This is a genomic window from Allofournierella massiliensis (assembly GCF_004345265.1).
GTDB lineage: Bacteria > Bacillota > Clostridia > Oscillospirales > Ruminococcaceae > Allofournierella > Allofournierella massiliensis.
Genome location: NZ_SLUM01000020.1, coordinates 70,887 through 82,718, shown reverse-complemented (window position 1 = coordinate 82,718; position 11,832 = coordinate 70,887). Strand labels below are relative to the sequence as shown.

General features: G+C 60.7%; 12 protein-coding genes. All 12 read right to left on the bottom strand.

Annotation, left to right across the window (positions count from 1 at the left end; genetic code table 11):
- Positions 1 to 138 precede the first annotated feature (138 nt).
- Complete coding sequence (locus EDD77_RS12095; RefSeq protein WP_132587400.1) at positions 139 to 2,019, bottom strand: hypothetical protein; 1,881 nt, start codon at positions 2,017 to 2,019, stop codon at positions 139 to 141.
- Positions 2,020 to 2,332: 313 nt separating this feature from the next.
- A complete protein-coding gene (locus tag EDD77_RS12090; protein ID WP_058962553.1) occupies positions 2,333 to 2,683 on the bottom strand; it encodes a type II toxin-antitoxin system PemK/MazF family toxin in 351 nt (116 codons plus the stop codon).
- Between the two features lie 114 nt (positions 2,684 to 2,797).
- Positions 2,798 to 3,178, bottom strand: a complete 381-nt coding sequence (locus tag EDD77_RS12085) for a holo-ACP synthase (RefSeq protein ID WP_058962552.1) — start codon at positions 3,176 to 3,178, stop codon at positions 2,798 to 2,800.
- Positions 3,179 to 3,258: 80 nt separating this feature from the next.
- The gene (locus tag EDD77_RS12080; RefSeq protein WP_132587399.1) at positions 3,259 to 5,061 is read right to left on the bottom strand and encodes an ABC transporter permease; all 1,803 of its coding nucleotides are present in this window, start codon (positions 5,059 to 5,061) and stop codon (positions 3,259 to 3,261) included.
- Positions 5,058 to 5,741, bottom strand: a complete 684-nt coding sequence (locus tag EDD77_RS12075) for an ABC transporter ATP-binding protein (protein WP_058963267.1) — start codon at positions 5,739 to 5,741, stop codon at positions 5,058 to 5,060. Before EDD77_RS12075 ends, EDD77_RS12080 begins: the two co-directional genes overlap by 4 nt.
- 75 nt (positions 5,742 to 5,816) lie before the next feature.
- Entirely contained in the window at positions 5,817 to 6,803 is a 987-nt protein-coding gene (locus tag EDD77_RS12070; RefSeq protein WP_082669511.1) for a sensor histidine kinase, read from the bottom strand.
- On the bottom strand, positions 6,796 to 7,467 hold the full coding sequence (locus EDD77_RS12065; protein ID WP_058963265.1) for a response regulator transcription factor: 672 nt from the start codon (positions 7,465 to 7,467) through the stop codon (positions 6,796 to 6,798). Before EDD77_RS12065 ends, EDD77_RS12070 begins: the two co-directional genes overlap by 8 nt.
- Positions 7,468 to 7,618: 151 nt before the next feature.
- A complete protein-coding gene (locus tag EDD77_RS12060) occupies positions 7,619 to 7,975 on the bottom strand; it encodes an EamA family transporter (RefSeq protein WP_058963264.1) in 357 nt (118 codons plus the stop codon).
- Positions 7,968 to 8,339: an EamA family transporter gene (locus EDD77_RS12055; RefSeq protein WP_058963263.1), complete on the bottom strand. Its 372-nt coding sequence runs from the start codon at positions 8,337 to 8,339 to the stop codon at positions 7,968 to 7,970. Before EDD77_RS12055 ends, EDD77_RS12060 begins: the two co-directional genes overlap by 8 nt.
- 16 nt (positions 8,340 to 8,355) lie before the next feature.
- A complete protein-coding gene (locus EDD77_RS12050) occupies positions 8,356 to 9,606 on the bottom strand; it encodes an ATP-grasp domain-containing protein (RefSeq protein WP_058963262.1) in 1,251 nt (416 codons plus the stop codon).
- Complete coding sequence (locus tag EDD77_RS12045; RefSeq protein WP_172733323.1) at positions 9,603 to 10,568, bottom strand: glycosyltransferase family 2 protein; 966 nt, start codon at positions 10,566 to 10,568, stop codon at positions 9,603 to 9,605. Before EDD77_RS12045 ends, EDD77_RS12050 begins: the two co-directional genes overlap by 4 nt.
- A 78-nt stretch (positions 10,569 to 10,646) precedes the next feature.
- Positions 10,647 to 11,831 (bottom strand): hypothetical protein, encoded by a 1,185-nt coding sequence (locus tag EDD77_RS12040; RefSeq protein ID WP_058963260.1) that lies wholly within the window; start codon positions 11,829 to 11,831, stop codon positions 10,647 to 10,649.
- Between the last annotated feature and the right edge of the window lies 1 nt (position 11,832).

The window sequence follows — 11,832 nt, the reverse complement described above, 5'->3', positions numbered from 1 at the left end:
ATTTCTCCTAAAATTCTTGAAAAAGTCTCTTCCGATCCTGCTTTTCGCAAAAAGTGGGGGCTGTTGCTCAACTTCCGTTTTGCAACAGCCCCTTTTTCTGTTCTGTTTCAATCGGCCAGACACAACCGGCAGGCAGGCTCAGCCCTCGGCAAGAGCAGGCCAGACACGGGCCAGCTGCACGCCCTCTTCCCCGGTCTGCACCGCGTAGAGCGCGCCGCCCACAATGTCGCCGGGATCAGCAAACAGCTCGCTGTACTTGCCCGTGAAGGAAGGGCTGATCTGGTAGAGATACACATAGGTATACCCCTCCGAGGCCAGTGTTTCGGCCCACTGGTCAGCGGTCACCTCGTTGGCCCAGGTGGCCCAGTCGCCTTCGGTGTTGAAATTGTAGCCGGCAGAGCAGCCAAGGTTCCAGGGATAGAAGCTGTAACCGGCACAGAGCACCTCGTACGAAGCGGTATCCTCCGCCACAAAATACAGCTTGTCGTTTTCAGTCCACTCCATGGGGAAGGATGCAGGAGTGAAATAAGCGGCGCGTTGCTGCTGCTCCAGCGCTGCTCCCTTGGCGGGAGCCACCAGCCGCCGGATCTCGTCGCTGGTTCCGGGCATTACCAGCAGCGCTGCGGCCAGCACGCAGCCCGGGCCCAGCGCCCGCCGGCCCTCCGCACGGCCCCATGCCGCCAGCGCCAGATCGGCTGCCAGCAGCACCACCGCCAGCAGCCAGCTGCCCAGATACCGTTCCAGGCTTGCCACCCGGGTGGCTTCATAATCGGAAAACTGGAAAAAGTACAGATACAAAAGCCCGGCACAGTAGGCCGCAAAGCCTGCCGCCAGCCCCAGGCTCAGCCGCCGCAGGCTGGCCTCCAGCCGGGGCAGCGCCATCCGGGCCAGACGCAGGGCCACCAGCCCCAGCACCAGCCAGGCCGCCGGAGAAAGAGGCAGGATGCTCTCGTTGCGCACCGGAAGGAACAGATGCTCCAGAAAAGCCGCAAGGGTCAGGCTCCACTTTTCCGGCCATGGGCCGAACAGCCCGGCCAGACGGCTCAGCGGGTTGCCGCTGCCGCCGGCGGTCAGGCCCTGCATGGCCACCACAATGCCCCAGCTCAGCCGGGCCAGCACCAGCGCGCCCGCCGGCCAGGCCAGCTGAATCAGGAACTGGCGCTGTGCGCCCGGGTGGCCGCCGGCCCGGGCCAGACGCAGCCCATCCCAGGCAACAAAGGCCAGTGCCGCCAGCGCAAAGATCACGCCGCTTTCCTTGGTGAGCACCAGCACCGCAACCCCCAGACTCAGCTGGAGGGTCACAAAGCCTTGCAGCCGCCGGGTGCTCAGCCAGGCATAAAGCAGATAGGCAAACAGCAGCGCCAGCGTGCCATCCACGCACAAATCGCTGTAAAACTGACCATAGAAGGCCAGCGGAAGCAGAAATATACCGGCAAAGCCCACCAGCGCACCGCCCAGCCGTTTCCAGCCGAAGCGGGCCAGCACCGGCAAAAGCAAACTCACCTGGAACAGCATCATGGCCCGGTAGAGATAACCCTCGGTAAAATCAGGGGTCAGCCGCACGAACAGGTATTCCAGCAGTGCCAGCGCCGGGGGATATTCCCCGAAGCCCAGCTCATTGGTGTGCCAGACACTCAGCTGGTCGTGATTTGCCATCACCTTCACCGTGTAGGCCCAGTGGCTGAATTCATCGTTGCCGATGGCCAGCCGCCCTGCCTGCATCCAGGCGATATAGAGCACCATCACCACCAGCACCAGCGCGCCGGGGGTACACCAGCGGCGCAGAAACAGATCCTTTCGGCGTACCGCCTGCACGATCAGATACACACCGGAGGCAGCGCCCAGCAGGCTGATCGCCGCCAGGCTCCACAAAAGCGGCCCGGCCAGACCGAACAGATACATCACCAGAATGCCCCCGAACAAAGCCGGGGCAAAGGTCACCTCCAGCCGGCGGTCGAACCGCACCGCCAGCGCCAGAGCAATGACCGTGAACACGGCCACCCAATACAGATAGATCATTTGCTTCTTCCTTCCCACATGCGGGCGCTGCCCGCGCTTTTTTGTTTCAGGCAATATCGCACAATTTCAGGTGGTGGAGCGCGCCGGAAATTTTTTGCGATATGAACCAAAAAGCGCAGGCAATCCTTTGTGGCTTGGCGAGCATTTTTGGAAAATATCGCGGAAAATTTTGGCGGGATACGCCGCCTGAGGCGCAAACCGTGAATTGTGCGGTATTGCCTTTATCATACCACGAAGCGTGCGGCAATTCCACTGGCAACGAAGAACGCCGCCCCGGATTTTTCCGAAGCGGCGTTCTTTCTTATTTTGTGATTCACATGCTCACAAGACCCACGCTGATGCCCAGCGCCTGATCCACCCGGCGCTGGTCGCTCTCGCTCAGGCGGCCCGCCTTTTCCCGCAGGCGGCGCTTGTCCAGCGTGCGGATCTGCTCCAGCAGCACAATGCTGTTGCGGGTCAGGCCACAGGTCTGAGCCTGCAGGCCGATGTGGGTGGGCAGATGGGTTTTGTCCTGCTTTGATGTAATGGCCGCCGCGATCACGGTGGGGCTGTGGCGGTTGCCCACATCGTTCTGCAGAATCAGCACCGGGCGGATGCCGCCCTGTTCCGAGCCCACCACCGGGCTCAGATCCGCATAAAACACTTCGCCTCTATGCACTTCCATGGTCATACTCCCTCCAGTGATCCGCCCCGAAGCACGGCGCACGCCTATGTGCCCCCGCCGCTGCGGGGCTGTTTGGATGTGTTCTGGTGGTAGTATGCCCGCCTTGCGCGGCTCTTAATCGCCGGTTCGCTCCAACACCGTGAAGGCCTGGGCAAGGCCGCCGTCGTGGCTCAGGCTCAGATGGGCGGTGAACCGGTTTTCTTCCAGCCAGGCCGCCGCCTGCCCGGTGAGTGCATAGTAAGGCGCACCGCTTTCGGCGCGCAGCACCTGAATTTCACAAAGGGCAAAGCCGCCGATGCCGGTGCCGCAGGCCTTTAAAAAGGCCTCCTTGGCGGCAAAGTTCGCCCCGGCGCTTTCCGGCTGCTTGCGGGGAGCCAGGCTCAGCAGAAAGGCCCGCTCCTCCTCACCGAATACCCGCCGCAGAAAGGCCGGGCTGGCCAGACTTTTTTCCATTCGGTCGGTGCGCACCAGATCGGTGCCGATGCCGTAGATCATTGGCTGTTCCCCCTCGTTTGCCCCGCCGGGGCCGTTTCTCGCTTTTTATTATACGGAACTGCCGGGCGGGGCGCAAGCGGTCAGTCCCGCTGGGCAAGCCCCTCCAGAATGGAAAACCGGCGCAGCATGCGCAGCGAGACCAGCAGTGCCAAAGCGCTCACCGCCCCCACGCACACCACCGGGGTGAGCAGCGCCGCCGGGCTCAATGCGCTGGACAGCGGGATGCCCAGCATCCGATCCGCCAGAAGCCAGGCAAGCACAACTCCCGCCGGAAAGCCCCAAAGAATTCCCCGGACGCCATAGCCCAAACACTCCCAGGCCAGCATACGGGCCAGCTGGCGGCGGCTCATGCCTGCGGACAGCAGCAGCGATAACTCCCGCCGCCGCTGCAGCATACTGCTGCTGACGGTGCTCAGGATGTTGGCCGCACTGGTGAGCAACACCACCGCCGCGAAGCCACCGCAGAACACCGTGAGCAGAATACGCACCCCGCTGCCCAGCAAAACTGTCTGACCGGTGGGGGTGTAGTCCTGAATCTCATACGTCAGCCCGCACCCGGCCAGAACCGGCGCCACCACTTTGGTAACGGTGCGGCCGTCATCCGCATCCCAATAAACCGCATAGCTGCGAACCTCTCCCTGTGCAAAGGAGATGCCGCTGGCTTCAAAGGCGCTGCGGCTGGTGACCAGTACCAGTGTGAACCGGTCATCTTCCGCACCTTTCTGCCGGATGCCGTTCGGCAGCGGCGCGTCACTGGCACCGGCCACCACCATTTGCGGCCCGGCGAAGCTCCAGAGCAGCGTTTCCTCCCCCAGCTCCTCCGGCGAAAGGTCGGAAGCGTCCTTCGCCCAAACCACCGGTACGACACCCTGCTCGCCGGTCAACGGCTGACCGTACCAACGTTCAAAATCCTCGTCCTCCAGTACGATCTGAAGGGTATTGACCATGCGTTCCTCCCGCACTCCGTAAAATTTTTCCACCAGCTCGGTCACGGTGCCCGGTCTGTCCGGAACCGCTCCGGCCAGCTGCTGCAACAGTTCGGCGGGATATTGGGCGTTTTCGTCCCCCCAGAGGTAGACCCTGTAAGAAAAAGGTGCGTGGCTCACATCATAGTTGCGCACCAGCGCCTGATTGAAGGTGAAAGCCATGAAAATCAGGGCTGCGCTGACCGCAAGGCCCAGGCTCAGCACCCGGTAGCGGCCGGGGGCCCGCTGCCGGGCTCGCTTTGCCAGCAGGCGTACCGCATCTGCCGGGGTGCGGCTGCCCTTTCCTTTGGGTGCGCATTGCAGCTGGGGCCGCATGGCCTGCATGGGCGAAAGCCGCGCCGCCCGCCGGGCCGGGCCCCAGGCGGCCAGCAGCAGCGCCAGCGCACACCAGAGCGCCGCCGCGGCAAGGCGACCGGCCTGCACCGCCAGTCGAATGCCCTGCCCGTTGGTGATGGTCTGGATGCCCTGGGTCTGGTTCATGGCAAAGAAGCCCACCCGCAGCCCCAGCATTGCAAACAGCATTCCCAACGGGATGGCCACCACGCCAAGCAGGGCCGCCTCCAGCAGTACGCTGGCCCGCAGCTGGGCCGGGGTGGCCCCCACGCTGGCCAGCTGGCCCAGCGCCCGGGTGCGCCGCTCCAGCGAGAGCCAGAACCCGCCCCGGATCATCAGCGCGGTGCCCGCCAGCAACACGCACAGCAGCAGCTTCACCGCCGCCAGCGCAACCAGCGCGAACTCGCTGTAATATTCCACATTCAGGGTATGCACCAGAGAATCGCCTCCCAGCAGCACCGCACTCAGCAGCACCGCACTCAGCAGCACACTCAGAAAGGCGAACCCGGTGCTCACCTTCCCGCGCAGCAGCTGGCGCACCGTGACCGACCAGATGACTCTCATGGACGGATCACCTCGTCTCTCTGCAGACGGCCGTCCCCGATCACCAGAATCCGCTGGGCCTGCTGGGCCAGCTCCCGGTCGTGGGTGATCATCAGAATGGTCTGACCGGTGCCCTTGTGGATGGCCCGCAGCAGCTCCATCACCTGGGCGGTGTTGGCTCCGTCCAGATTACCTGTGGGCTCATCCGCCAGCAGCAGGGCGGGCCGGGTAATGAGCGCCCGCCCCAGGCTCACCCGCTGCTGCTGCCCGCCGGACAGCTGGTCCGGGAAGGCATCCAGCTTGCCCTCGATGCCCAGCTGCTCCACGATACCCTCCAACTGACTCGGCGCCGGGCGGCGGCCATCCAGCAGCAGGGGCAGCAACAGGTTTTCCTTTACGGTGAGCAGCGGGATCAGGTTATAAAACTGATACACCAGCCCGATCTGACGGCGGCGAAACACCGCCAGCGTCTCGTCCGGCTGGCCTGCCAGATCCATACCGCTCAGCCGCACGCTGCCGCTGGTGGGCCGGTCCACCCCGCCCAGCAGATGCATCAGGGTGGATTTGCCGGAGCCGGACGGCCCCACGATGGCCACAAACTGGCCCTTTTCCACGGTAAAATTCACATCGTCCAGGGCTTTCACCTGATTTGCCCCGGTTCCATAGACTTTTGTCAGATGTTCCACTTCCAGAAACGGCAAGCGGACCACCTCCTTTCCTGCCCAAAGAATACCCCGCTCCGGTGACAGGCCGGTGACACCCCGCTGACAGTTTTGTCACCGGAACAGCCGCAGCCGGAACAGGGGCCCTTCCGGGGTGTTTTCGGCGGTCACGTCCCCCTGCTGGCCCCGGGCGATGCTGCGGGCCAGCGGCAGACCGATGCCCACGCTGCCCGGGCTGGCAGCGGCTCCCCGCCAGAACCGTTCAAATAAATGGGGCATATCCTCCGGCAGAATGGCTGGCCCGGTGTTCTGCACCCGGAATTCGTAATACAGCGCCTGCGGGCTGTATTCCACCCGTACTGTGCCGCCTGCCGGGGTGTGCTCGGCGGCGTTTTTCAACAGATTCGCCAGCGCCTCGGCGGTCCATTCCAGATCGCAGACGCAGGCCAGCTGTTCCGGGCAATCCACCTGTAGCTCCACATTCCGTTTCAGATACAGCCCGGCCAGACCGCCCGCCGCCCGCTGGATCACCTGCCGGGCGGGCAATTCCCGCTTTTCAAAGGGAACCACCCCTGCATCCAGCCGGGAAAGGCGCAGCAGAGACTCCACCAGCCAGCGGATGCGATCCGCCTGCGTTTCGATCTGGGCAAGGCCCTCCACCGCCTCGCCGGGCGGCAGCTCCTCCCGCAGAAAGTCACATTGCAGCAGAATGGCCGAAAGGGGTGTGCGCAGCTGATGGGCAATATCGCTCAGGCTGTCCGCCAGAAAGCGCTTGTCCGCCTTCAGAGCCGATGCCTGCTGCTGCAAAATACTGGTAATTTTGTACAGGTCATCCTGCAGCGCACTCAGCTCTCCCGGCGTCTGGCCGCTGAGCCGGGGCGGCTGACCCCCGGTGTACACCTGGGCCAGATATTCCGACAGCTGTGCAATCCGCCGGTAGCGCCGCAGAGTATACACCGCGGCCAGCGCCGTGAGCGCCCCGCCCAGAAGCAGCGCGGCGACTATGCCGGGCACACCCCAGGCAAAGCCCTGCCCGATGGCCGCAGCCCCCGTCAGGGCCAGCATAACGGCCAACATCCGGTAAAATTCTCTGCTATGCATCCGGCTCCTCTTCCCAGCGGTAGCCAAGGCCCCGTACTGTGGCGATGTGCCAGCCGCAGCCGCCCGCCAGTTTTTCCCGCAGGCGCTTCACGGTGACGGTGAGGGTGTTGTCGTTCACAAAATTGCCCTCCTGATCCCACAGCGCCTGCAACAGCTGCCCCCGCTCCAGAATCTGGCCGGGGTTCGCAAGAAACACCAGCAGCAGCCGGTATTCCTGCGCGGTAAGCGGAATCTGGTTTTCACCCACAAAGGCGCGGGCACTGCGCCGATCCACCGTGAGCGCACCAAAGCGCAGCAGCTCCGGCCCCTTTCGGCGGCGCAGCACCGCCTTGATCCGGCTGAGCAGTTCTCCGGCCCGGAAGGGCTTGATGATGTAATCATCTGCCCCCTGCTCCAGCGCCCGGATCACACTGGCCTCGTCCGCCCGGGCAGTGAGGATCAGAATGGCGGCGTCGCCCTGCCCGCGCAGTGCATGGCAGACCGTTTCCCCGCTGCCGTCCGGCAGACCCAGATCCACCAGCGCCGCTTCGAAGGGCGTTTTTTCAATTTGTTCCAGCGCGGCGGCCACACTGGCCGCTGCCGCGACCTGCCATCCCTGCCGCTCAAGCAGCTTTTTCAGCGGCAGCACGATGGCCGCCTCATCCTCCACCAGAAGAATCCTCACCGGCTTCCCCACCTTTTTTCCGTTTGTTTCATTATATCGAAAAACTGTCCTTTTCGGGTGACAGACCCGTCACTTCCCCGCATTTCCGCCGCACAAAAAAAGCGGCGCCGGTCTGCGTTGTCTGCAAACCGGCGCCGCCGTTTTTCCTGATTCAGCCCGCCAGAGCGTAAATGAGAATGCCTGCCAGAATCATGGCCAGTGCAATACACTTTTTCCGGCTGAGCTTTTCCTTGAAGATGGTTACGCCGAACACCGTCACATACAGGTAGCTGGTGGCTTCCAGCACCGGGCCCAGGCTCATGGGTATTCCCTTATAGGCCAGAATGCTTAAAAGGGTGCAGCCCACAAAGATGCCGTAGCCCAGAATCACCCGCCAGTCCAGATATTCCATGATAAAATTTTTATGCGGGCGCATGGCCGCCTTTTTCAGCAGCACCTGAGAGATTGCCGCCAGGAACACCCCCAGCAAATAGATCAGCGCATACATCGGCTGGATGGCATCACTCATGGCGTTTTTCCTCCCCGTCGGCCTTTACAAACAGCACCACACCGGCCACGATAACGGCCGCACCGATCAGCTTGCCGGGGGTGATGGATTCGTGGAAGAACACCGCTCCCCACAAAATCCCCCATACCACCGTGACCGCCTTGTTGGCGAAGGCCAGCGTGAGAGGCAGCCGCTTGATCACCTGCTGCCAGCCCACGGCGTAGATGACCATAATGGCCATCATGCCGCAGTAAAAGGCAATGTATTTCCAGCTCAGAAAGGGCTGGGCGGCGGCATTTTTGCTGAAAAAGCCACTGAGGGAATAGATTCCCAGCAGAACATGAAGCCCGATCAGGGTAAGGGCGTAGGAATTGTGTTGTTTCATGGGCATGCTCCGTTCTTTACTTCTGCATCTGATTGTGATACAGAAGGTTGTTGCCCTGTGCGTCGCACACCTTCACCTGCTCGTACAGCTGCCGGGTCAGCGCATCCAGCTCCTCCCGCCGATCCGCCGTCAGATAATAGCGCACCGCGTAGGGCTTTGCCCCCACCCCGTGTCCGATGGTCTCACCCGGCTGATAATAAATCAGCGATTCCGCCACGCCGGGCAGCTTTGCCGCCGCTTCGGCCGCGCTCACATCTGCCACTGTACCCTCATAGCCGTGGAAATACAACCCCGCGCTGAAGCGGGAGAAGTGAGGATCATGAGCGTCGAACATTTCTTTCAAAGCAGCTTCATCATACACATAGTTCAGCAGCAGCTGCTCCACACTCATGCCGCCTGCATAGGTGACCAGTTCGTGCTCGTATCCGAACATCCGCCCGGCAATCTCGCACACCTGCACCCCCTGCCCGGGTGTGTAGAAAAACTGCATGGACAGCGGACCGGTGGTGATGCCCACAAAATCCGCCACCTTTTTCACAATGGCCATCACCTCATCCTTCACCTCATCGGTGAAACGACTGGGATACACAATGCGGCTCACATGGGGGATGTCACCCTCGATCTCGTGGGATTTTTCCCGATCCGCAATGCTCAACAGCCGCAGCTGGCCATCCACCATCCAGGTCATCATATTAAATTCATAGCCTTGGTTGTATGTCTCAGCCAGAATGTAGTCAAAGCTGGAATAGGACGCGGTGGTGGAAAAATGACTGCGGATTTCTTCTGCGCTGTTCACCACATAGATTCCCCGGGAACCATAGCCGTTGGCCGGCTTGATCACACAGGGCAGGCCCACTGCGTTCAGCTCTTCGTCCGCAAAGTCGGCATTCAGGCGAATACTGGTGGGCGTGGGCACACCCAACTGACGGAACATCTCCTTCATCAGGGGCTTTTCCCGCAGATAACGGATTTTTTCCGGGGTGCAGTAACACTTCAGTCCCGCTTTGGCAGCAATATTTACCAGGCATTCAGCCAGCAGATCCGAGAAGGAGGCGATGATGCCATCCGCCTGCTCTGCCCGGCACATGTCGGCCACCCCGTCAATGTCCCGCACGTCGATGGTATAGGCCTTATCCGCAAAGGCTTTGGCAGGGCCGTTTTCGTAGCCGTCGCACACAATGGTGTAGATGCCCTGGCGGCGAGCCAGCTTTACAAGTTCCACAAATTCATCCATGGAGCCCAACACGACCAGTCGATGCTGTGTCATTTTTCTTCCTCCTTATGCTTGGCGGCAGCACCCACGTTGCACTGGGTGCGCACCACATACTGCGGCTGCTTGTTGGCGATCATGAACATGCGACCCACATACTCGCCCACAAGGCCCAGACAGATCAGATTGATGCCTGCTGCCAGCAGGATCACCACCATCAGCGAGCTCCAGCCGGTCATCACGGTGGGATCCATCAGCTTGCGCACAATCACAACCAGCGCGCTGATCAGGCCCGCAGCGCCGAACAGTGCCCCGCACACCAGCGAAAACCGCAGCGGCAACACCGAAAAGTTGGTGGAGGTACTCCACAATCGGATCAGACTTTTCAAATTATAGCCGGACTGACCAACCTCCCGATCAAAATGCTGCAATTCCACGTTGCCCACATTTTTGGTAATACGCATCAGCAGGCCGGACATGTGCGGGTAAGGCCCCATGTACTCGATGGCATGGCGGCATACAAAAGCCTTGGCCACCCAGAAGCTGCTTGTATGCAGTCCCTTGGGGCGACCGGTAAGTACCTGCATGGTCCATCCCTCAAAACGGGAACCCAGATTGCGAAACCAGTTGTGGTGCTTTTGAGGATACCAACCATATACCACATCGTAACCGCCGTTCCGGATCGTGTCCAGCAGCTTGCCGAACTGGGACGGATGGGTCTGCAAATCATCGTCCATACTCAGCACATAATCGCCGGTCACATAATGCAGCGCCGCCATCAGGGCACTGTGCTGACCGAAATTTCGGCTGAAATCCACACCCTTTACCTTGGGATCCTCTGCGCACAGAGCCTGAATCTGGGCGAAGGTGCCGTCGGTGGAACCGTCGTTCACCAGAACAAATTCATAATCATAGCCCAGCCGCAGAAGCTCTTCTCTGGCCAGATGCACCGCCTTGGCGATGGTTTTTTCCGAATAATAACAGGGAACGATCACAGAGATCTTGCATGTTTGTTCCATTTTCATATCGTCCTGCCCGCCGGCAGAACATCTCCTCCCAACCATATGCCGGCCGCCGGGCTTGTTGCCGCGTACCGTTTACATAAAATATCCTTTGTTCAGGATAAACAAAACAATATACTGCACCCCGCAGAAGGTGTGCCATAAGAACAGAACCGCACCCGCTGCGGCAATTCCCCTGCCCCAAAGCCTTTGCTTCAGCCAGGGCCAGTCCTCCACCAGTCGGATCACACTGACCGCGAACAGATAGACCATGACCATCTGAACACCCCAGCTGAAATTTCCGTCACCTGCGCGCTCACCGGTTTCGGCCAGGCAAAGATGTTCCAGATAGGCCACCCCGGCAATGGCCCAGGCAAAGCCATACTTCCGGTCCTTGAACACCTGGGGTACACTGAATGCCAGAACCAGCAGCGGAAACGCCAGCGATTGCAGAATAGCGCAGACAGGCCTTCTGGCCCAGACGATAATCTCCATACCAAGAGCGAAGGTGATACCACTCTCTTCCCCTGCCGGCGCATTGGTAAACGACACCATAAACTGCCACCCGATCACCACCAGACTTGGGATAACCGTGGCCGCAAGCGCCGCCAGCTTCCAGAATCCCTTTCCCCGATGTCGGCACAAATCGAACAACAGAAAAAAGGCGATAGCCGGCTCCACACTCATGGCCAGATTGGGCTTGATCCATGTGGCCACTGTGAGAAGAGCGCAGAAAAGCAGCAACTTTTTTGTTGGCAGTGGCGCGCCCAGATCCTCCATCTGTTCACAGATGGAAATGTATACCAGCACCAGTGCCATCAGCATGGTCTTGATTCCCAGCAACGTGGGGTTGTGCCACACACCACCGGCCTGCACCCCAAGCACACGATAGGGGTTCAACCAGGGCAGAAAGATCGGATCCACACAATAGCAGGCAATGCCCAGAACCGAAGACAACAGCACATTTTTGATTGGACTGTGGCGGCGGAAGAATAACCCGCACAGCCACACACCCGTCAGCACCATTGCCACCAGAAAAAGTACAATGGGCAGATCGGAATGCCACAGTCCGTCCATGATCCGATAAAGAATGGTAAACAGAGAATATTCCCTGCCCTGGGGGTTGCGGGCCGAGGTAAGATGCTGCGCAAAATCTCCCGCCAGTGGATCCGCCGCCTGGATCAGCAGCATACGGGCTACCGCCGCCCCCAGCAAAGCATACAGCAGAGCTACAACACCGTACTGACTGCGCACCCGGCGCCGACTCTCTATGGTTTGCATG

What these genes read in the sequence shown, in the direction of transcription:
- EDD77_RS12050 (WP_058963262.1), bottom strand. Translation starts at nt 9,606, where the DNA reads ATGACACAGCATCGACTGGTCGTGTTGGGCTCCATGGATGAATTTGTG.
- EDD77_RS12090 (WP_058962553.1), bottom strand. Translation starts at nt 2,683, where the DNA reads ATGGAAGTGCATAGAGGCGAAGTGTTTTATGCGGATCTGAGCCCGGTG.
- EDD77_RS12085 (WP_058962552.1), bottom strand. Translation starts at nt 3,178, where the DNA reads ATGATCTACGGCATCGGCACCGATCTGGTGCGCACCGACCGAATGGAA.
- EDD77_RS12060 (WP_058963264.1), bottom strand. Translation starts at nt 7,975, where the DNA reads ATGAGTGATGCCATCCAGCCGATGTATGCGCTGATCTATTTGCTGGGG.
- EDD77_RS12095 (WP_132587400.1), bottom strand. Translation starts at nt 2,019, where the DNA reads ATGATCTATCTGTATTGGGTGGCCGTGTTCACGGTCATTGCTCTGGCG.
- EDD77_RS12040 (WP_058963260.1), bottom strand. Translation starts at nt 11,831, where the DNA reads ATGCAAACCATAGAGAGTCGGCGCCGGGTGCGCAGTCAGTACGGTGTT.
- EDD77_RS12045 (WP_172733323.1), bottom strand. Translation starts at nt 10,568, where the DNA reads ATGGAACAAACATGCAAGATCTCTGTGATCGTTCCCTGTTATTATTCG.
- EDD77_RS12080 (WP_132587399.1), bottom strand. Translation starts at nt 5,061, where the DNA reads ATGAGAGTCATCTGGTCGGTCACGGTGCGCCAGCTGCTGCGCGGGAAG.
- EDD77_RS12055 (WP_058963263.1), bottom strand. Translation starts at nt 8,339, where the DNA reads ATGAAACAACACAATTCCTACGCCCTTACCCTGATCGGGCTTCATGTT.
- EDD77_RS12070 (WP_082669511.1), bottom strand. Translation starts at nt 6,803, where the DNA reads ATGCATAGCAGAGAATTTTACCGGATGTTGGCCGTTATGCTGGCCCTG.